The organism is Acinetobacter zhairuonensis, assembly GCF_022601715.1.
In the GTDB taxonomy this organism is placed as follows: domain Bacteria; phylum Pseudomonadota; class Gammaproteobacteria; order Pseudomonadales; family Moraxellaceae; genus Acinetobacter.
Genome location: NZ_JAKVIM010000004.1, coordinates 16,969 through 35,474, shown reverse-complemented (window position 1 = coordinate 35,474; position 18,506 = coordinate 16,969). Strand labels below are relative to the sequence as shown.

Annotated in this window: 15 protein-coding genes and 2 tRNA genes; 12 read left to right on the top strand and 5 right to left on the bottom strand. The window is 45.4% G+C overall.

Features of this window, described 5'->3' with window-relative positions; genetic code table 11:
- Positions 1 to 41: 41 nt before the first annotated feature.
- Positions 42 to 668, bottom strand: coding sequence for an isochorismate family cysteine hydrolase YcaC (gene ycaC, locus MKI85_RS04500; RefSeq protein ID WP_241625399.1), 627 nt, complete (start codon positions 666 to 668; stop codon positions 42 to 44).
- A 296-nt stretch (positions 669 to 964) separates the two neighbouring features.
- Here ycaC and MKI85_RS04495 point away from each other — a divergent pair, with 296 nt between their 5' ends.
- From MKI85_RS04495 to MKI85_RS04485, 3 genes are all read left to right on the top strand, one after another.
- The gene (locus MKI85_RS04495; protein WP_241625398.1) at positions 965 to 1,849 is read left to right on the top strand and encodes a pirin family protein; all 885 of its coding nucleotides are present in this window, start codon (positions 965 to 967) and stop codon (positions 1,847 to 1,849) included.
- Positions 1,850 to 2,287: 438 nt separating this feature from the next.
- Positions 2,288 to 3,586 (top strand): FAD-dependent oxidoreductase, encoded by a 1,299-nt coding sequence (locus MKI85_RS04490; RefSeq protein WP_241625395.1) that lies wholly within the window; start codon positions 2,288 to 2,290, stop codon positions 3,584 to 3,586.
- A 7-nt stretch (positions 3,587 to 3,593) separates the two neighbouring features.
- Complete coding sequence (locus MKI85_RS04485) at positions 3,594 to 4,433, top strand: SAM-dependent methyltransferase (RefSeq protein ID WP_241625393.1); 840 nt, start codon at positions 3,594 to 3,596, stop codon at positions 4,431 to 4,433.
- A 56-nt stretch (positions 4,434 to 4,489) separates the two neighbouring features.
- On the opposite strand, the gene MKI85_RS04480 is transcribed toward MKI85_RS04485, so the two are convergent.
- Together MKI85_RS04480 and MKI85_RS04475 are read right to left on the bottom strand one after the other, a co-directional pair.
- Positions 4,490 to 4,565, bottom strand: a tRNA-Thr gene (locus MKI85_RS04480).
- A 315-nt stretch (positions 4,566 to 4,880) separates the two neighbouring features.
- Positions 4,881 to 6,125, bottom strand: coding sequence for an MFS transporter (locus tag MKI85_RS04475; protein WP_348637229.1), 1,245 nt, complete (start codon positions 6,123 to 6,125; stop codon positions 4,881 to 4,883).
- Between the two features lie 121 nt (positions 6,126 to 6,246).
- Between MKI85_RS04475 and MKI85_RS04470 the strand changes: the two genes are divergently transcribed.
- On the top strand, positions 6,247 to 7,149 hold the full coding sequence (locus MKI85_RS04470; RefSeq protein ID WP_241625654.1) for a LysR family transcriptional regulator: 903 nt from the start codon (positions 6,247 to 6,249) through the stop codon (positions 7,147 to 7,149).
- A 178-nt stretch (positions 7,150 to 7,327) separates the two neighbouring features.
- Positions 7,328 to 7,792: a surface-adhesin E family protein gene (locus tag MKI85_RS04465; RefSeq protein WP_241625391.1), complete on the top strand. Its 465-nt coding sequence runs from the start codon at positions 7,328 to 7,330 to the stop codon at positions 7,790 to 7,792.
- Positions 7,793 to 7,816: 24 nt separating this feature from the next.
- Here MKI85_RS04465 and MKI85_RS04460 read toward each other — a convergent pair whose 3' ends face one another.
- Positions 7,817 to 8,698 (bottom strand): LysR family transcriptional regulator, encoded by an 882-nt coding sequence (locus tag MKI85_RS04460; protein WP_241625389.1) that lies wholly within the window; start codon positions 8,696 to 8,698, stop codon positions 7,817 to 7,819.
- A gap of 169 nt (positions 8,699 to 8,867) precedes the next feature.
- Here MKI85_RS04460 and MKI85_RS04455 point away from each other — a divergent pair, with 169 nt between their 5' ends.
- The 6 genes from MKI85_RS04455 to MKI85_RS04430 all read left to right on the top strand — a co-directional run bounded on the left by MKI85_RS04455 (position 8,868) and on the right by MKI85_RS04430 (position 16,257).
- A complete protein-coding gene (locus MKI85_RS04455) occupies positions 8,868 to 10,385 on the top strand; it encodes a CoA-acylating methylmalonate-semialdehyde dehydrogenase (RefSeq protein ID WP_241625385.1) in 1,518 nt (505 codons plus the stop codon).
- Positions 10,386 to 10,396: 11 nt separating this feature from the next.
- Complete coding sequence (gene mmsB / locus MKI85_RS04450; protein ID WP_241625383.1) at positions 10,397 to 11,287, top strand: 3-hydroxyisobutyrate dehydrogenase; 891 nt, start codon at positions 10,397 to 10,399, stop codon at positions 11,285 to 11,287.
- Positions 11,288 to 11,371: 84 nt separating this feature from the next.
- Positions 11,372 to 13,033 carry an AMP-binding protein gene (locus tag MKI85_RS04445; protein ID WP_241625380.1) on the top strand — a complete coding sequence of 554 codons (1,662 nt, stop codon included), beginning with the start codon at positions 11,372 to 11,374 and terminating at the stop codon, positions 13,031 to 13,033.
- Positions 13,034 to 13,156: 123 nt separating this feature from the next.
- Entirely contained in the window at positions 13,157 to 14,281 is a 1,125-nt protein-coding gene (locus tag MKI85_RS04440) for an acyl-CoA dehydrogenase family protein (RefSeq protein WP_241625652.1), read from the top strand.
- A gap of 98 nt (positions 14,282 to 14,379) precedes the next feature.
- Positions 14,380 to 15,183 carry an enoyl-CoA hydratase gene (locus MKI85_RS04435; RefSeq protein WP_241625378.1) on the top strand — a complete coding sequence of 268 codons (804 nt, stop codon included), beginning with the start codon at positions 14,380 to 14,382 and terminating at the stop codon, positions 15,181 to 15,183.
- Positions 15,184 to 15,192: 9 nt separating this feature from the next.
- Entirely contained in the window at positions 15,193 to 16,257 is a 1,065-nt protein-coding gene (locus tag MKI85_RS04430; RefSeq protein WP_241625375.1) for an enoyl-CoA hydratase/isomerase family protein, read from the top strand.
- Between the two features lie 154 nt (positions 16,258 to 16,411).
- Here the strand turns inward: MKI85_RS04430 and MKI85_RS04425 are convergent.
- Positions 16,412 to 16,502, bottom strand: a tRNA-Ser gene (locus MKI85_RS04425).
- 123 nt (positions 16,503 to 16,625) lie between these two features.
- Here MKI85_RS04425 and MKI85_RS04420 point away from each other — a divergent pair.
- Complete coding sequence (locus MKI85_RS04420; RefSeq protein WP_241625374.1) at positions 16,626 to 18,503, top strand: potassium transporter Kup; 1,878 nt, start codon at positions 16,626 to 16,628, stop codon at positions 18,501 to 18,503.
- Positions 18,504 to 18,506 lie beyond the last annotated feature (3 nt).

Here is an 18,506-nt window from a genome sequence, read left to right as displayed (position 1 = left end):
GATTTTTTTGCGATCACTTTGCTGTCTAAGCTATGAGGGCATTATTTTTGTCGATGATTTTGATCAAAACTAATCATTAAATTACGATAGTCAGGAATATGGTTCGAGAATAAAGTTCCCAAGCCTTCAATATCATTGCGCCAATCACGATGCAATTCACAAGCCATGCCAAACCAAGTCATCAGTTGCGCACCAGCTTGTGACATGCGTTCCCATGCTGCATCGCGGGTCAGGGCATTAAACGTGCCTGAAGCATCGCTAATGACAAAGACTTCAAAATCTTCAGCAAGTGCCGATAGGGCTGGAAAAGCCACACAGACCTCGGTCACCACACCCGCAATAATCAGTTGTTTTTTCCCTGTCGCTTTGACTGCCTGAACAAAATCGGCATTGTCCCAAGCATTGATCTGTCCTGGTCGGGCAATATAAGGCGCATCAGGAAACATAGCTTTTAATTCTGGAAGGAGTGGACCGTTTGGACCATTTTCAAAACTGGTGGTGAGAATCGTGGGTAAGTTGAAATATTTGGCTGCATCAGCCAAAGCCAGCACATCATTTCTAAATTTATCGGGATCGATGTCACGTACCAGTGACAGTAACCCTGTCTGATGATCTACTAAGAGTACGGCAGCATTGTCTTTTTCTAAACGAATATAGGGAGTGCCCATGGTCTGATTCCTTGTCTGTCTTTTAAGTGGTCTACGCCAAAATATTCATAATCTTAAATTTGGCTACTTTTTTGTTGTTTTGGTGGAAATAGCCATTTGAGCTTAATCTGTATGGTTGTTAAGGATTGTCTTTTTCTTGATCGTATTTTGTTATATTTGGTACTTTTGCGACAAAAGATGCATCTAGTTTAGATTGTTTTAAAAATAGAATGGTGTATTGCATTGGCTGGCTAGGTATCACACTTTAAAACACTTAACATGACCAGATGTTAAATCCTAGAGATAGGAGTTTTGAAATGAAAAAAATTACAGGCGTGTACCGTAACCAAAATATGCATTGGGTCGGTGATGGTTTCCCAGTCAGAAACCTGTTTTCATATGACCGTTTAGGACAGGCGATTAGCCCATTCTTGTTACTGGATTATGCTGCGCCTTATGAATTCAAAGCGACGACTGCACAACATGGTGTAGGTTCTCATCCACATCGTGGTTTTGAAACGGTGACTATTGCTTACCGAGGTGCGGTGACACATAAAGATTCCAGTGGCGGTGGTGGCACGATTCAAACGGGTGATGTGCAGTGGATGACCGCAGGTTCGGGCTTGGTGCACGAAGAGTTTCATTCGAGCGAATTTGCAGCGCAAGGTGGTTTGTTTGAAATGGTACAGTTGTGGGTGAATTTACCTGCCGCCAATAAAATGACGGCACCTCAATATCAAGCCATTCAAGCCGAGCAGATTCCTGTCATTCACTTTGCAGATGATGCAGGGCATTTGCGGGTGATTGCAGGTGAATATGCAGGTCATGCTGGTGCAGCTTCAACATTTACACCAGTCAATGTCTGGGATGCTGCTTTAAAAGCAGGGCATACTGAACAGGTATTTGTCCCCGTCGATCACAACACCTTGGTGGTGGTGCTACAAGGGGAAATGCTGTTGAATGGTCATCAAAAAGTGCTGGATCACTCGATTGTACTTTTTGCCCATGATGGCGAAGCCCAGATTCAGCTAGAAGCAGTGACTGATGCCAAATTCCTGATTTTGACAGGCAAGCCATTAAATGAGCCGATTCAAGGTTATGGTCCGTTCGTGATGAACACCAAACAGGAAATTATTCAGGCTTTTGAAGATTTTAACCAAGGCAAGTTTGGTGAAATCCCTGTGGAAGAGCGCGTGCGCTAAATCATTTAGCCACTCTTTCGTTGTTTCGCATGAATCTAAAAAGAAGAAGCCCCGAGGTGAATCGGGGCTTTTTGCGCTGTAAGTTTTGTTCTGGGTGACACCAATGTTGTGAATTAGATTTGCATAGTGCCCTACTTTGTATAGTGTGATGAAATTATCATTTTTATGTGGCGTATGATACCTTCTTTCCTTGTGTTTGTAAAATATATGGTAAAATATTGGTTAATATAATTAACTAATTTTAAACAAAAAATAAAATATTAGTAATTTAAAAAAAGAGTTTATTTAAAAAATAGGCATAAAAATAGAATCAAAAATACGGTATTAAACTATTTTGTTAGCGAATTTTAAAAGCGCGGAATCTGGCACTTTTTAATAGTCTGTTTTGTCTGCCCTTGGTACATAATTTCCTTAATGTGTAACTGACGGATAATAACTTTGGATATTGCAGTTATTGGTAGTGGCATGGCTGGGCTGGCTACCGCGAGAATTCTTAAAGATGCTGGACATAACATTACAATTTTTGAAGCCTTACCAGGCCGTGGAATGGATAGTCACAGTACCGAGTTTGAGGGTGGATTGATTGATGCGCCTTTACGTGTCATGAATCCGCATTTGTGGAAAAATACCTTAAGTTTAGCCACCTATTTAGGCATTCAAACTTTTCCAGTACGTACTTATATGGCATGTAGCTGGTTATTTGAAGACAAAACTGAAACGTGGTTAACCACGACGCGTACCCGTATTGGCAATTTCCCAATCATCAATAACCGTAAAGGCATTAAGCAGTACGGTTGGCGTTTAGTGAAAGGCATGTTGCAACTGAAAACCGCCATTTCACAATTCTTTAAATCAGACAATCAAGATATCACGCTGGCTGAATTCATTAACCAGAACGATATTGAAGAAGTGTTCTGGCACGGTGCAGTAATGCCAGTGTTGTACACCATCTGTACCTGTAACCCGAAAACCATTGGTGACTGGCCAGCAAAACCATTATTGACCTTCTTGCGTCAATTGACCGATGGCGATGCGCTATTACGTATGCAGGGTGGCACGCCAGCGCTGGTGGATAAGCTGATTCAAGGCATCGAGATTCGCAGTGGTTCTGCCATTACCCATGTGAAACAGCAAGGCGATAAAGTGCAGGTTGAAAACTCTGCAGGTGAAACTTACCAGTTTGACCGTGCGGTGATTGCCACTCCAACCAACAAAATTGACACTTTCCTCGATCAAGATCAGTTTAAAGATGATATTGATTTGCTGAAGCAATTCAAATTTGAACAAGGTCAATTGGTCATTCATACCGACACGTCTGTGATGCCACCAAAGCGTAAAGACTGGGCGGTATTGAGCTATATGATGGATCGTAAGTTTACCCGTCAGCAATTCACGGTCTGGTTAAATGCGGTTGAACCAAGCCTTGTGGGTAAAAATCCTGTGTTCCAAACTTGGCGTCCTGTGACTGAAATTGATCCGAAAAAGATCATTTCCAGTGTGACCTTGACCCGTGCGGTGGTGAACTCTGAAACTGTGGCATTGAATACGCAGTTGCAAGAACGACACAAGCAAGCCGATCGCAAAGTGTTCTATTGTGGTTCTTGGTCGTGTGACGGTTTACCAATCTTGGAATCTGCGGTGACTTCAGCCATGAATATTGCCGAGATTTTTGGTGCACCATTGCCGTTCGTGGGCTTAAAGCCTAAAGTAGAGGTTGCTCCGCAACTCGGCTACTAAGTCAATCATGAAATGGCTCCACCAGCTTCGCTCAACATTCTCGCAACATAAATATGCAATTAATGCAGCATTATTAGGAGACAGCAGCGAACTGGCTTGGAGCAATTTGGGCTATTGGTCTGCCACAGCGCAGACCTATCCCGAGGCTTGCCGTGCCCTTGCTAATCATCTGGCAGACAGTGTGCAATTAACTGCGTCTGATCATGTGCTGGATTTGGGTTGCGGGCAAGGGGCAAGCGTGTTGCATTGGCAACAGTACTACCAGATCCAACACCTTACCGCAGTCGAACTGCAAGCCGAATGTGTACAACGCATTCAAGCCATCTTTCCTAAGCCGCAAAATATTTACTGCCAATCCTTTTTGAATTTAAAACAGATCACCTTTCCTCAACACTTTGATGTGGTGTTGTGTATTGATGCTGCCTATCACAGCAGTTTGAATTCATTTTTAACAGCAGTGTCTCCCGTTTTGAATTCAAAAGGGCGTTTAGCATTTCATTACTTGATGTTAAGTCCGAAATTTTTGAATTCAAATGCCGTGGATAAAATGCAATTGGCATTGCTACTTAAAGCTGCGGATGTGAATTTAAAACAGTTGCCCGATCAAATTTCGCTGCAGCAACAGTTAGCGCAAGCAGGATTTGAATTTATTCAGATTGAAGATTTATCTGAACCTGTCTTGGCTGGCTTTGCGGGTTATATCCAGCAGCAGGCGATATCTCAAGACTCAGTCGAGCAATATACGACGCTAGATTTGGTCAAAATAAAGATGACTGCGAAATTATGTCAGAAACTTGCTGAACAAGGCGTAGTACAGTATGTGCAAGTGACGGCACAGAAGAAATAAAAAATGCAGGTTTAAAAACAACAAAAGCCCACTATAAATAGTGAGCTTAAGTAAGATGGTGCCGGCACACGGATTCGAACTGTGGACCTACTGATTACAAGTCAGTTGCTCTACCAACTGAGCTATGCCGGCATCTTGTGCTGTGCATTTTACATTAAGTTGTTTTGAATGCAAGCCAAAAAATGAACGATCGAATATTTAGAATGTTGAATTGAGTCCAAGCCACTCTCCATTCTCTTTTTCCATATAAAATTAAGGCGATTTTAGGCGATACACGCAAGTTTTCATCCTTTTACCAGTCTCGACTAAAGTGGCTTGCAGACAGGCATTTGTTCATGTCCCGCTATTTTGTTTTAAATGTGCATATTGGACCTATTTGATTCAAGGGTGCCATAAATCAACGTAACATAATGGTAAGGCGGTCCTTGAACGATCACTGAAGAATACTTAGGCGAGATGGGACGAGCGAATCTTGAGAAGGCAGAGTCCAATCCCTGCCAGTACTAAGAGCAGTGCCAGCAGTACAACACCTAACCATCCTGCATGTAACCAGAACCAGCCTCCAGCCGAACCAATAATGCTAGAACCGAGGTAGTAAAATAGTAAATACAACGAGGTGGCGTGTCCTTTATTGTCTTGGGCTGCTGCACCGACTAAACCACTACACAAGGCATGGGCAATAAAAAAGCCTGCGGTAATCAAGGCGATGCCGAAAATAATCGCCCACAGGTTCTGTGCCAAGGTCAAGATAATCCCCAATCCCATACAAATAAAGCCGAGAATGACCATATTTTGCCGACCAAAATGCTGTGCCAGTCGACCAGCTAGAGATGAAGACACCATCCCCAAACTATAAGACAGAAAAATCAGGCTGATTTGGGTTTGGCTGAGAAAGTAGGGTGCGGCATCTAACCGGAAGGTAATGTAATTAAACAAGGTCACAAAAATACTGGTCAAGACAAAACCGAGCACATAAAGACGCAGTAGCGCGGGATGACGGAGATGCGACCACCATGCCTGCAGGTGAAAATTTAAATTCAGCCCTTTTTTTACGACAAAATGGCGTGAAGGGGGCAGTAAATATAGAAAGCCGAATGCACAGAGCAAGCACAGCATGCCCAATACACCCAGTGCGGTTTGCCAGTTGATCCATTCAATCAGCATGCCCATGCCGACGCGTCCCATCATGCCACCAAAAGCGGTGCCTGCAATATACAGTCCCATGGTTTGTGCCAAAGCTTTCGGGTCCATTTCTTCGGCAATCCATGCCATGGTCACGGCAGGAACCCCACCCAGTACAAAGCCTTGCAGTGCGCGTGTCACGAGGAAGGCGTGCCAGTTTGGAATAAACATGGCCAAAATATTCAGTGCGGCTGCACACGCCATAGAAATGAAAATCACATTGCGACGTCCTAAAGCCTGTGAAAATGCACTAGACAGTACAATTGAAACGGCTAAAAAGGCAGTGGTGAGAGACAAGGCGAGTGCGCTGTTGGCAGGACTGACCGCAAAAGTTTTAGTAAATGCAGGCAGTAGCGGTTGCACACAGTAAATCAAAGAGAAACTGGCAAACCCGACCAAGAACAGGGCAAGCCCTGCACGGTAATAAGTGGTTGTCCCTGATTGAATCCAAGAGTCGGAGTGAGGTGGGATGGGGGCAAGTTCTTGGCTTGATGAGACAGGGCTGAGCATTTGAATTTCCAGTCGCCAAAAGGTTTGGTGGTTATGTTCAATTACAGAATAAGCCTAGCAGTGGTGTGGTTATCTTTCTAATATATTTGAGTCTATAGCTATATATGTTTGATATATGAATATTGAACTGCGTCATATCCGCTATTTCTTAACCGTGGCAGAAGAAAAAAACTTTACCCGCGCGGCACAACGCTTGTGCATGAGCCAACCGCCTTTAAGTATGCAAATTCGCGATTTGGAAGATTGTATTGGTGCAGAGCTGTTTTTACGGACTTCGCAAGGGGTGGTACTGACCGAAGTTGGACAAGCCTTTCTCACAGCGGTGGAACCGCTGCAACATCAATTGGAGGATGCCATTCAGTTGGCACGACATGTCTCCAATGGTGAAGTAGGGCAGCTGCGCCTTGGTTTTACGGGCACCTCCATGCTGAATCCGCTGATTCCCGAAAGTATTCGTCGTTATCAGCAGCAGTATCCGAAAGTAGGTTTAAAACTGGAAGAAGCCAACTCACTTAAATTGATTGATTATGTACTGGAAGACCGACTGGATATCGCGATCATTCGTCCACCCAAACAAATTCATGCCAGTTTAGCCATGCAACATTTACTGGACGAAGCCTTAATTGCCGCAGTTTCTGTGCGCCGTGATCTGGCACATGGGGAGCAGCCGTTACAGGTGGCATGCTTAAGCAATCAAGAGTTGATTGTGTCACCGCGCAGTGTCAGTGCAGGCTTGTATGATGCGATTACAGATGCCTGTCAGCAGGCGGGATTTGAACCGAAAATGGGTCAGAGTGCACCACAAATCGTGTCGATTTTATCGTTGGTGGCAGCGAATCTGGGCGTGTCGATGGTGCCCGAATCTTCACAACAACTACAAATTCAGGGGGTGGTGTATCGTTCTTTCGCCGATCCTGCGCCCAGGGTTGGGCTGGCGGTCATTTATAAGCAGCATTTGGCAACACAACTGGCAATTAATTTTGCCAGCATGTTACAAATGGTCTGTCATCAGGGTGCTAAATAATCCACATAGTCTGCTATGGAGTGTGGAACAGTATGAGATTGATGCTGAATCTGTGCGGGAAGTTTTGGAATAAAAATTATATTAATTTAATTATTTCAGTTATTTAGGTTGATTTTGTTGTGTGATTCAAGCCATGGAGTTGCTATAATCCCTTGCGTCTATCTGGGGGGATAGTATTGTGTTAAATCGTGTGCTGATGAGTTTTCTCAGTTTATTTTGGAGTGTATTTGCATCTGCCGACTGGACTTTTGTCAATGCAAATTATGATCGCTCGCAATTCATTTATGTCGATTTTAATCGGGTCAAAGTTCTTGATGCCAAGAGCAATGAGGTCGAATACTGGGTTAAGTATCTAATTAAAAATGATAAAGAAAAAGATGGTCTGGAGCTGGGGGATTATTCCTTGGCGTTATACCGTGTGGGCTGCGACAGTGAACAATACAGCATTCGTTCTTCTGCCAATTTCAAAAAAAATGGTTCCTTAATGAGTAGCCAGAATTATGCTGCCAGTCAGACTCGCCCGATTATTCCGAATACTGCAGTGGACTACACCGCTGAAATGGTGTGTCGTGTTTTGCCGCAAAATCAGAAAGTCGATCGTCTGGAACAACTGACCCGCCGTATCGAAATGGGCGAGTATTGAGGGCATGCAGCTGGCGATGACGGCTTAATCCATCAAAATTCGTTGTTTTAAATCGGTCTGTTTACGCAGATAATCCCAGACCAGTTTAATCCGTGGTTCATGCTGTAAATCGACAAAAGTCAGCATCCAGAAGGTATGGGTAAAGCGCACTTGCTCGGCAAGCACTTGTTCTAGATTGGGTTGATCATGCGCCAGAAATTGCGGCAAAATCGCCAGTCCTGCACCTGCATTCACTGCAATTTGTTGTGCCAAAATACTGCTGCTGCGGAAATTGGCAGTCAGCGGAATCGGTAAGCGTTCCAAGCAATACAGTTCGGAACTATAAATCAGATCATCAATATAATTTACAAAGCGATGGTGGGCTAAGTCTTCCATGCTTTGAATCGGGGGATGTTGCGCCAGATAGCTTTGGCTGCCGTAAATTTTCAGACAATAATCGGTCAGTCGGGTAATGATGTAAGGACCCGATTTAGGACGGTCAATCGAAATCACAATATCGGCTTCACGATGTGACAGCTTGATCATCTTGGGGACGGGAATCAGGTCGATGGTCAGTAGTGGAAATTGTTGTGACAATTCAGCCAATAACTGGGTTAAAAAGGCGGTGCCAAAGCCTTCAGGTGCACCAATTCTGACCCGACCTTCCAGCGGCTGTTGCGGTTTTTCAATTTGTAAAAAGGCCTGTTCCATTTGCTCGACGCGAGGCACCAGCGCCATGCCATCGACCGTCAGTTCATAGCCTGTGGCTTCACGTTTAAACAGCGGTGTGCCTAAAGCCAGTTCCAGTGCCTGCACCCGCCGCGCCACAGTACTGTGTTCGACCCCAATAATCCGCGCTGCATTGGTCAGGGTTTTGGCACGCGCCAAAACCAAAAAAAACTGTAGATGATCCCAATCCACTTTCATTTTTTCTTTTCCACATCCTGTGCAAAATTGCACAACCATCGTGCACCAATCTGCATTGGTGGTCAAAGTTTTCTTTGCTAGTCTGATTTGAAAATCACAAATTGAACATACGGTTTAAGTCGTAGGGTTCAGCAGCAACACAATAAAAATGAAAGCCTATGGAGAGGTTATGAATACGGTTTCTAAGATCCAACTAACGACTGCTAAATTATTGATTAATGGTGAGTTCGTCGAGTCTAAAACACAACAGTGGCAAGATATTATCAATCCAGCCACCCAAGAAGTGATTGGCTTGGTCCCTTTTGCAACGCCTGAAGAAGTACAGGCTGCGATTGCTTCAGCCAAAGCGGCATTTGCCAGCTGGAGAGAAACCCCAATTCAGGCACGTATGCGCATTATGCTGAAATTGCAGGAGCTGATTCGTGCCAATGCCAAGAAAATTGCACAGGTACTGACTGCAGAGCAAGGCAAAACCTTAGCCGATGCGGAAGGCGATATTCAACGTGGTTTAGAAGTGGTGGAACATGCTTGTTCGATCGGCACTTTGCAAATGGGTGAATATACCGAAGGCGTGGCACGCGGAGTGGACACTTATACCTTACAACAACCGCTTGGCGTGTGCGCGGGCATTACCCCATTTAACTTCCCTGCCATGATTCCATTGTGGATGTTCCCGATGGCGATTGTGTGTGGCAATACTTTTGTGTTGAAACCGTCTGAACAAGATCCGCTGTCGACCATGATGCTGGTGGAATTAGCGATTGAAGCGGGTATTCCCGCGGGCGTACTGAATGTGGTGCATGGCGGCAAAGAGGTGGTGGATGCACTGTGTACCCATCAAGACATTAAAGCGATTTCCTTTGTCGGTTCGACTGCTGTGGGTACGCATGTGTATAACCTCGCAGGTCAGCATGGCAAGCGTGTGCAATCGATGATGGGCGCGAAAAACCATGTGGTGGTGATGCCCGATGCCAATAAAGAACAAACTTTAAATGCCATGGTCGGTGCTGCATTTGGCGCTGCGGGGCAGCGTTGTATGGCATTGTCTGTGGCAGTCATGGTCGGTGATAGTCAACGCTGGATCAATGAATTGGTGGCAAAAGCCAAAACTTTAAGCGTGAATGCAGGACATGAACCGAATACGGATATTGGTCCTGTGATTTCACCGCGTGCCAAAGCGCGTGTGATTGAGCTGATTAACAGCGGTGTAGAACAAGGCGCTGAATTATTGCTGGATGGCCGTGAGATTCAGGTTAAAGGCTATGAAAATGGCAACTTTGTTGGCGCGACCATTTTCAATCAAGTCACGACAGATATGCGCATTTATAAAGAAGAAATCTTTGGTCCCGTATTGGCGATTATCTGTGTCGATACTTTGGAGCAGGCAATTGAGCTGGTGAATGCCAATCCATTTGGCAATGGCGTAGGCTTATTTACCCAAAGCGGTGCCGTGGCACGCACCTTCCAAAACCGTATTGATATCGGTCAAGTCGGCATCAATATTCCAATTCCAGTTCCAGTACCGTTCTTTAGCTTTACTGGTTCGCGTGGTTCAAAACTGGGGGATCTGGGTCCATATGGCAAACAGGCGGTGCAGTTCTATACCCAAACTAAAACCATTACCAGCCGCTGGTTTGAAGACAGCCAAGATGCTGGGGAAGTGAATACCACCATCAGTTTACGCTAAGGAGTAGCGCGATGAAGATAGCTTTCATTGGTTTAGGTAATATGGGCGGTTCGATGGCACAGAACCTGCTCAAAGCAGGGCAAACAGTTCTGGGTTATGACTTGAGTGAAAAAGTCTTGCTGCAGTTTGCAGAAAGTGGCGGGATTGTCTGTGACAGCCCGCAAGCCGCAGCAGAACAAGCGGATGTGGTGATCAGCATGCTGCCCGCAGCCAAACATGTGCGCGAGGTGTATTTGGGGGAAACCGGGATTTTAGCGGTGATGCGTGCAGGCAGTTTATGCATTGACTCCAGTACCATTGATCCACAAACCATTAAAGATGTTGCGGCAGAAGGCTTGAAGCATCAGGTTCAAGTCTGTGATGCGCCTGTGTCTGGCGGCACCATTGGTGCCAAAGCGGGGACCTTGACCTTTATGGTTGGTGCTGATGACGCGACTTATGAGCAAGTCAAACCGATCCTCAGTTTTATGGGCAAAAACACCGTACATTGCGGTGCCGTTGGTGCTGGGCAAATTGCCAAAATCTGCAACAACATGATTTTGGGTATTTCGATGGCGGCGGTGGCAGAAGGCATGGCACTGGGTAGCCGTCTAGGGATTGACTCACACGCCTTGGCTGGCGTAATTAATAGCTCCAGTGGTCGTTGCTGGAGTTCGGAAATTTGTAATCCTTGGCCAGATATCAGTCCCAATGCACCAGCAAGTCGTGGTTATACCGACGGTTTTGCCTCGCAATTGATGTTAAAAGATTTAGGTTTGGCCATTGAAGCCGCGAGCCAAGTCAAGCAACCTGTATTGCTCGGTGGCTTGGCGCAGCAACTGTATCAACAGTTGTGTTTACAAGGGAATGCGCATTTGGATTTTTCCAGCATTATCCAGCAGTACTTACCCCGAGAAAGTTAATTGAAAAGAAATGCATGAGCGCAATGAATGCGCTCTATAAAAACCCGTGTCGTGAATAACAAGAATTGAGACTGAGGTGAAAGGATGACTTCAAATTATCAACAAGCGCAGCAGACGTTTGATTTACAACAGGCTGCGCAACGGTTTTTATCAGGTTCAACCGATGCGCTGAATGCGTGTTATGAGTGTTGTGATCGGCATGCCTTGCCGGGGCGCATTGCGCTGTTTTGGCAGGGAAAAGATGGTCGTAAAGAACAATATACCTTTCGCGAATTACAACAACGCGCCAGTCAATTTGCCAATTTCCTCAAATCACAAGGGATTGGCAAGGGCGACCGCGTGTCGGGCTTATTGCCACGTACCCCCGAACTCATCATCACCATTTTAGCCACATGGCGCATAGGTGCAGTTTATCAACCCTTGTTTACTGCATTTGGTCCGAAAGCAATTGAGCACCGCTTGCAGCTGGCACAAAGCAAACTGGTGGTGACCGATGTTGGTAATCGCGACAAATTGCATGAGGTGGAAGGCTGCCCAGCAATTGTAACTGTGTCAGGGGAAAAAGGTACGGGGCTATATCAGGGCGATTATAGCTTTTGGGCTGAAGTAAACCGCCAATCTGATCAGTGTGAAGTGGTGATGATGAATATCCAAGATCCGTTCTTGTTGATGTTTACCTCAGGCACTACAGGACCTGCTAAACCGCTAAAAGTACCATTGAAAGCGTTAATTGCTTTTGGTGGCTACATGCAAGATGCGATTGGCTTAAGAGCAGAGGACTCATTTTGGAATATTGCCGATCCAGGCTGGGCCTATGGCTTGTATTACGGCATTACTGGACCGTTATTGCTCGGACACCCAACGATTTTTTATGAGGGCGCCTTTACTCCAGACAGCTTATGTCAAATTGTCCAAGACTATGGCGTGAATAATCTGGCAGGTGCACCAACGGCTTATCGCATGATGATGGCGGCAGATCAGCAGCAAATGGCGAAATTACGCGGCAAACTCCGTGTGGTCAGCAGCGCAGGTGAGCCACTCAATCCAGAAGTATTCCGCTGGTTTAAGCAAGTATTGGATGCTCCAATTTACGACCACTATGGTCAAACTGAAGTCGGGATGGTGGTCTGTAACCATCATGCACTAGAACATGAGGTACGTGCAGGCTCGGCAGGCTTTGCTAGCCCAGGCTATCGTGTGGTGGCGGTAGATGAACAGGGTAATGAACTTGGTGCAGATACTCCGGGGATTCTGGCGGTGGATATCAGCCAATCACCAATGATGTGGTTTGGTGGCTATGAAGAAAGCCGTAAATCACCGTTTGTCGGTCATTATTATTTGACTGGAGACACCGCAGAAATTCATGCCGATGGCAGTATGAGCTTTGTGGGTCGTAGTGATGATGTGATTACCACTTCAGGCTATCGCGTGGGACCATTTGATGTGGAAAGCGCGCTGTTGGAACATGATGCAGTGATTGAAGCTGCGGTGATTGGTGTGCCTGATCCAGAACGCACAGAAGTAATTAAAGCCTTTGTGATTTTATCGGGTGAGCATTTGGCTAGTCCGGAATTACAAACCGAACTGAGTCTATTTGTGAAAAAGCGCCTGTCGGCACATGCTTATCCGCGTTTGATTGAGTTTGTCACTGAACTGCCAAAAACCCCAAGTGGAAAAATTCAGCGCTTTTTACTGCGTAATCAGGAAATTGCCAAGCAGCAAACAGCTACGGCTGTCGCAAGTTAAGAAGAAATTGTAAGGAAAGGATGTATGCAATTCACTGAAGAACAAGTCCAGATGCAGGACATGCCGAAAAGCTTTGACCAAGACCAAATAAAACCGAATACCAGTGAGTGGGATCGACAGGGTATGTTTTTTGAAGAACAAGTTTTGATTCAAGATATGGCAAAAAGCTTTGCCCAAGAACAGATCAAACCCTATGCCAGTGAATGGGATCGACATGGCATTTTTCCCGCAGAAGCGTTACAGCAAATGGGGCAATTGGGTTTTATGGGCATGTTGGTGCCTGAAGAATGGGGCGGATCAGCCACAGGCAACTTGGCTTATGTGCTTGCGCTAGAAGAAATTGCCGCTGCGGACGGTGCAACCTCGGCCATTATGAGTGTGCACAATTCAGTGGGTTGTGTACCAATTTTGAAATATGGCACCGAGGCGCAAAAGCAGCAATTTTTAGTGCCTTTAGCCAAAGGTGAAATGATCGGTGCATTTGCGTTAACTGAGCCACATACCGGTTCCGATGCTGCTGCAATTAAAACCCGCGCGGTGAAAGATGGTGACTATTATGTGATTAATGGTGCCAAGCAGTTTATTACCTCAGGACATAATGCAGGTGTGATCATTGTGTTTGCGGTAACGGATCCTGCGGCGGGTAAAAAGGGGATGAGTGCCTTTTTGGTACCACGCAATACCTCAGGTTATGAAGTGATTCGCATCGAGGAAAAACTCGGTTTACATGCTTCGGACACGTGCCAAATTGCCTTGACTGATCTGCGGGTACACAAAAGCCTGCTGTTAGGCAAAGAGGGTGAAGGCTTAAAAATTGCCTTGTCCAATTTAGAAGGTGGACGCATTGGCATTGCCGCACAGGCGGTGGGTTTAGCTCGAGCAGCTTTGGAAGAAGCGACCCGTTATGCCAAGGAGCGCGTGGCATTTGGCAAACCGATTTTTGAGCAGCAAGCGGTGTCGTTCCGTTTAGCCAGTATGGCGACTGAAATTGCGGCAGCGCGTCAGTTGGTACATCAGGCAGCGCGTTTAAAAGAAGCAGGGCAGCCGTGTTTAACCGAAGCGTCGATGGCGAAGCTGTTTGCTTCGGAAATGACGGAACGGGTATGTTCCAACGCTTTACAAATCTTTGGTGGCTATGGCTACTTGAAAGATTTCCCGATTGAGCGGATTTATCGGGATGCCCGCATTTGTCAGATTTATGAAGGTACCAGCGATATTCAGCGTTTGGTGATTGCCCGTAGTTTATAAACAAATAGAAAAGAATTGATCGCTGTACAAGCAAGTAGTAATCGATGGGAGATCGGTGGATTGCATGTACAGCACGTCTACAAAGAAAGGATATAACCATGCAGTGGGAAAAAACATTCATCGAAGAACAACAATGGGACACCATTTTGGTTGAAAAGCGTAATGGGGTAGGCTTGATTACCTTAAATCGTCCGAAAGCTTTAAATGCCTTAAATAGCCAACTGATTGCTGAAATTAACCAAGCCTTAGACCAATTTGAACGCGATGCTGAGATTGGTTGTATGGTGTTGGCGGGTTCAGAAAAAGCCTTTGCTGCGGGTGCCGATATTAAAGAAATGGTAGGGCTGAATTTCCCGAACATCTATTTTGATGACTTTTTCCATTTGGCAGATCGCATTGCACAGCGCCGTAAACCTTTGATTGCCGCAGTGAGTGGTTATGCACTGGGGGGGGGGTGTGAATTGGCCTTAATGTGCGATTTTATTTATTGTGCCGAGAATGCCAAATTTGGTTTGCCTGAAGTGACCCTGGGCGTAATCCCAGGCATTGGTGGAACACAGCGTTTAACCTTGGCACTGGGTAAAGCCAAGGCGATGGAAATGTGTTTAACTGCACGACAAATGGATGCAACCGAGGCAGAGCAAAGTGGCTTGGTGGCTCGCGTATTACCGAAAGAAGAACTACTGGCTTATACCCTAGAAGCTGCTGAGAAAATTGCACAGCGCTCTCTGACCGCAACCATGATGATCAAAGAAAGTATTAACCGTGCCTTTGAAGTGAGTTTGACTGAAGGGCTACGCTTTGAACGCCGTACCTTCCATTCCATCTTTGCCACTGCGGACCAGAAAGAAGGCATGCAAGCCTTTATTGAAAAGCGTCCTGCGCAATTCAACAATCAATAACAAGGGGCTATGAGCATGGAAAACAATTTAGCGATTAGCGTACAAGGGCATTTAGGCGTAATCACACTCGACCGTGCCAGCCATTTAAATGCGCTGTCAATCGCGATGATTCATGGCATTACCCAGCAATTAGAACAGTGGCGAGAGGATCCTCAAGTTCAGGCGGTTCTAATTAATTCAAATAGTGCCAAAGCCTTTTGTGCTGGGGGCGATATTCGCTACTTATATGAAAGTTATCAAAATGGCACCCGCAATGACCAGCGCTATTTTGCCGATGAATATCATATGCTGAATACCCTGCGCCAATATCCAAAGCCAGTGCTGGTGTTCTTAGATGGTTATGTGCTGGGTGGTGGTTTTGGTTTGGCTCAAGCCTGTCATATTCTGGTCAGCAGTGAAAAATCACGCTTTGCGATGCCTGAAACAGCGATTGGCTTTTTCCCAGATGTCGGGGCAACGCACTTTTTATCCCGCCTAGATGATATCGGTGTGTATATGGCGGTGACAGGGGAGCAGATTAGCAGTAGCGATGCACTGCATTTAGATTTAATTGATTACTTGGTGGCAAGTGAGCAATTGGGCCAATTGCAAACAGAATTGGCAAATGCACCGCAGTTAAATCAGCAATACATTGAACAGATCATTGCACGCCACTTAAAAACACCTGTACCAAGTGAATTAAAACAATACGAAGAAGCAATTCGTCAGCATTTTGCTCATGCCGAATTAGGGCAAATTGAAGATAGTTTAGCGAATGCAGCAGAGGATGAACATGCTGATTGGGCAGCTAAAATTTTGGCGACTTTACAGCAGCGTTCATTGTTGGCTAAGCAGATTAGCTTGAAGCTCCAGCATGTGGGACGTGGTTTGTCTTTAGAACAATGTATGCAGCTTGAACGTGATTTGCAGGATATCTGGTTTGAGCAGGGCGATATGCTAGAAGGTGTACGCGCATTGCTAATTGATAAGGATAAACAGCCGAAATGGCAAACAGAAAATCCCGAATTGATGCAAATGTTTGAGAATCTGTTGCCGCCTTCGCGACAGCAAAAGCAAATGAGTGCATCGGTATAAGCCCTCTATTTTTCTGCGTGCTAATGATGAAATCCTCCTTTGTTGGGGGATTTTTTATTGATTGGATATATTTTTTTAAAAGGCAACAAAAAAGGCTTAAACCCTTTGGATTTAAACCTTTTGAGACATCATGCGGCTACATGATTACAGAATTTGGCGGTGAAAGAGGGATTCGAACCCTCGAAACGCTATAAACGTTTACACACTTTCCAGGCGTGCTCCTTCAGCCACTCGGACACTTCACCATTGGAGCGGGATAATAGCCAAAAAAAGACAGTCTGCCAAGTCAGAAACAATTGATTTGCAGAAAAAGATTTTCCTTAATGTTAAGATTGCAGAAAAATACTGTTCCTTTTTGAAGACAACATATGCAAAGTTCTGCAAAAAAAGCCGCATTGCCTGCGATAACCTTGGCAGCATTAGGGGTTGTATTTGGGGATATTGGAACCAGTCCACTCTATGCACTGAAAGAATCATTCCATGCTGCACATGGACTGGGGATTAACCCTGAGAATGTCTTGGGTATTTTGTCGATTATCTTTTGGACAATGACAATGGTCATTACCATTAAGTATGTCGCGATTGTCATGCGTGCAGACAACAATGGGGAAGGCGGCATTATGGCCTTGCTTGCCTTGAACCTGCGTAATACCAATTTTAGTGACCGTAAAAAACTGTTTCTGATAGCCATTGGTTTTATTGGTGCCTCACTGTTCTTTGGGGATGGCATTATTACCCCTGCCATTTCAGTGCTGTCGGCGGTAGAAGGTTTATCTATCGCGACAGATGCGCTCGATCCTTATATTGTGCCGATTGCAATTGCCATTGTGACCACACTGTTTGTGATGCAAAAACATGGTACGGCCTTTGTCGGCAAGTTCTTTGGTCCGCTAACTTTATTGTGGTTCTTCTCTTTAGGCATATTGGGAGTTTCTAGCATCATTCAAACCCCTGTGGTTTTGGGCATGCTTAGTCCACATTGGGCAATTCAGTTTATTATGAACCATCCCTTGATGACGTTTTTCATTATGGGTGCGGTGGTATTAACGGTCACGGGCGGTGAGGCACTATATGCGGATATGGGGCACTTTGGTCCTGTTCCGATTCGTTTGGCTTGGTTTGTTGTGGTATTGCCGTGTTTGTTGCTCAACTACGCAGGGCAAGGAGCATTATTGCTACGTGACCCGAATGCCATTGAAAACCCGTTTTATTTATTGGTTCCAGAATGGGCACTGTATCCGATGATTTTCTTGGCGACCATGGCCGCCGTGATTGCATCGCAAGCGGTAATTTCAGGGGTGTTTTCATTGGCACGTCAGGCGATTCAATTGGGATATTTACCACGCCTGAGCATTAAGCACACTTCAGATTCGGAACAAGGTCAGATTTATGTGCCTTTACTGAACTGGATTCTGCTCGCTGCGATTATTGTGCTGATTCTGATCTTCCAGACCAGCTCACGCTTGTCACATGCTTATGGTTTAGCAGTGACCATGACCATGCTCTGCGATACTTTGTTGATTGCCGTGTTTATTCGCTATACATGGAAATGGAGCAAGCCGAAACTGGTGTTGCTTATCACACCATTTTTGGTGCTTGATTTGGTCTTGGTCAGTGCAACCTCGCTGAAAGTGCTTTCAGGCGGTTGGGTACCATTGCTGATTGGTGGTATCGCATTTATGTTGTTAATGACATGGAAAGATGGTCGTGAACTGACCTTTGCCAAGTTGCAGCAAGATACGCTTCCGCTGGATTTATTTGTGCAGAGTATTGGTGATCAGGCAAATTGGGTCGAAGGTGAGGCGGTGTTCTTGACGGGTACTCCAACGGTGGTACCACATGCCATGTTACACAACATGAAACACAACAAGGTACTGCATCAAAAGAACATCATTTTGACTGTGAAGATTCAGGATGTGCCTTATGTTCCAGCGCAGGAACGCTTTAAGGTGGAAAGCATGAATCAGCATTTTTATCGAGTGGAATTGTTCTACGGCTTTAAAGATGAGATGAATATTCCACAAGCGCTTGAAGCTGTTTATCAAGCCATTGATCTGGAATATAACCTTATGCAGATCAGTTTCTTTGTTTCGCGTGAACGCATTATCAGTACTGTGGGGGATGGTTTGGCGCCATGGCGTGAAAAGCTGTTTATTTCCATGCAGCGTAATACCAGTCCTGTCAGCGACTTTTATAAAATTCCGCCAAACCGTGTGGTGGAATTGGGTAGCCAAATCGAAATCTGATCA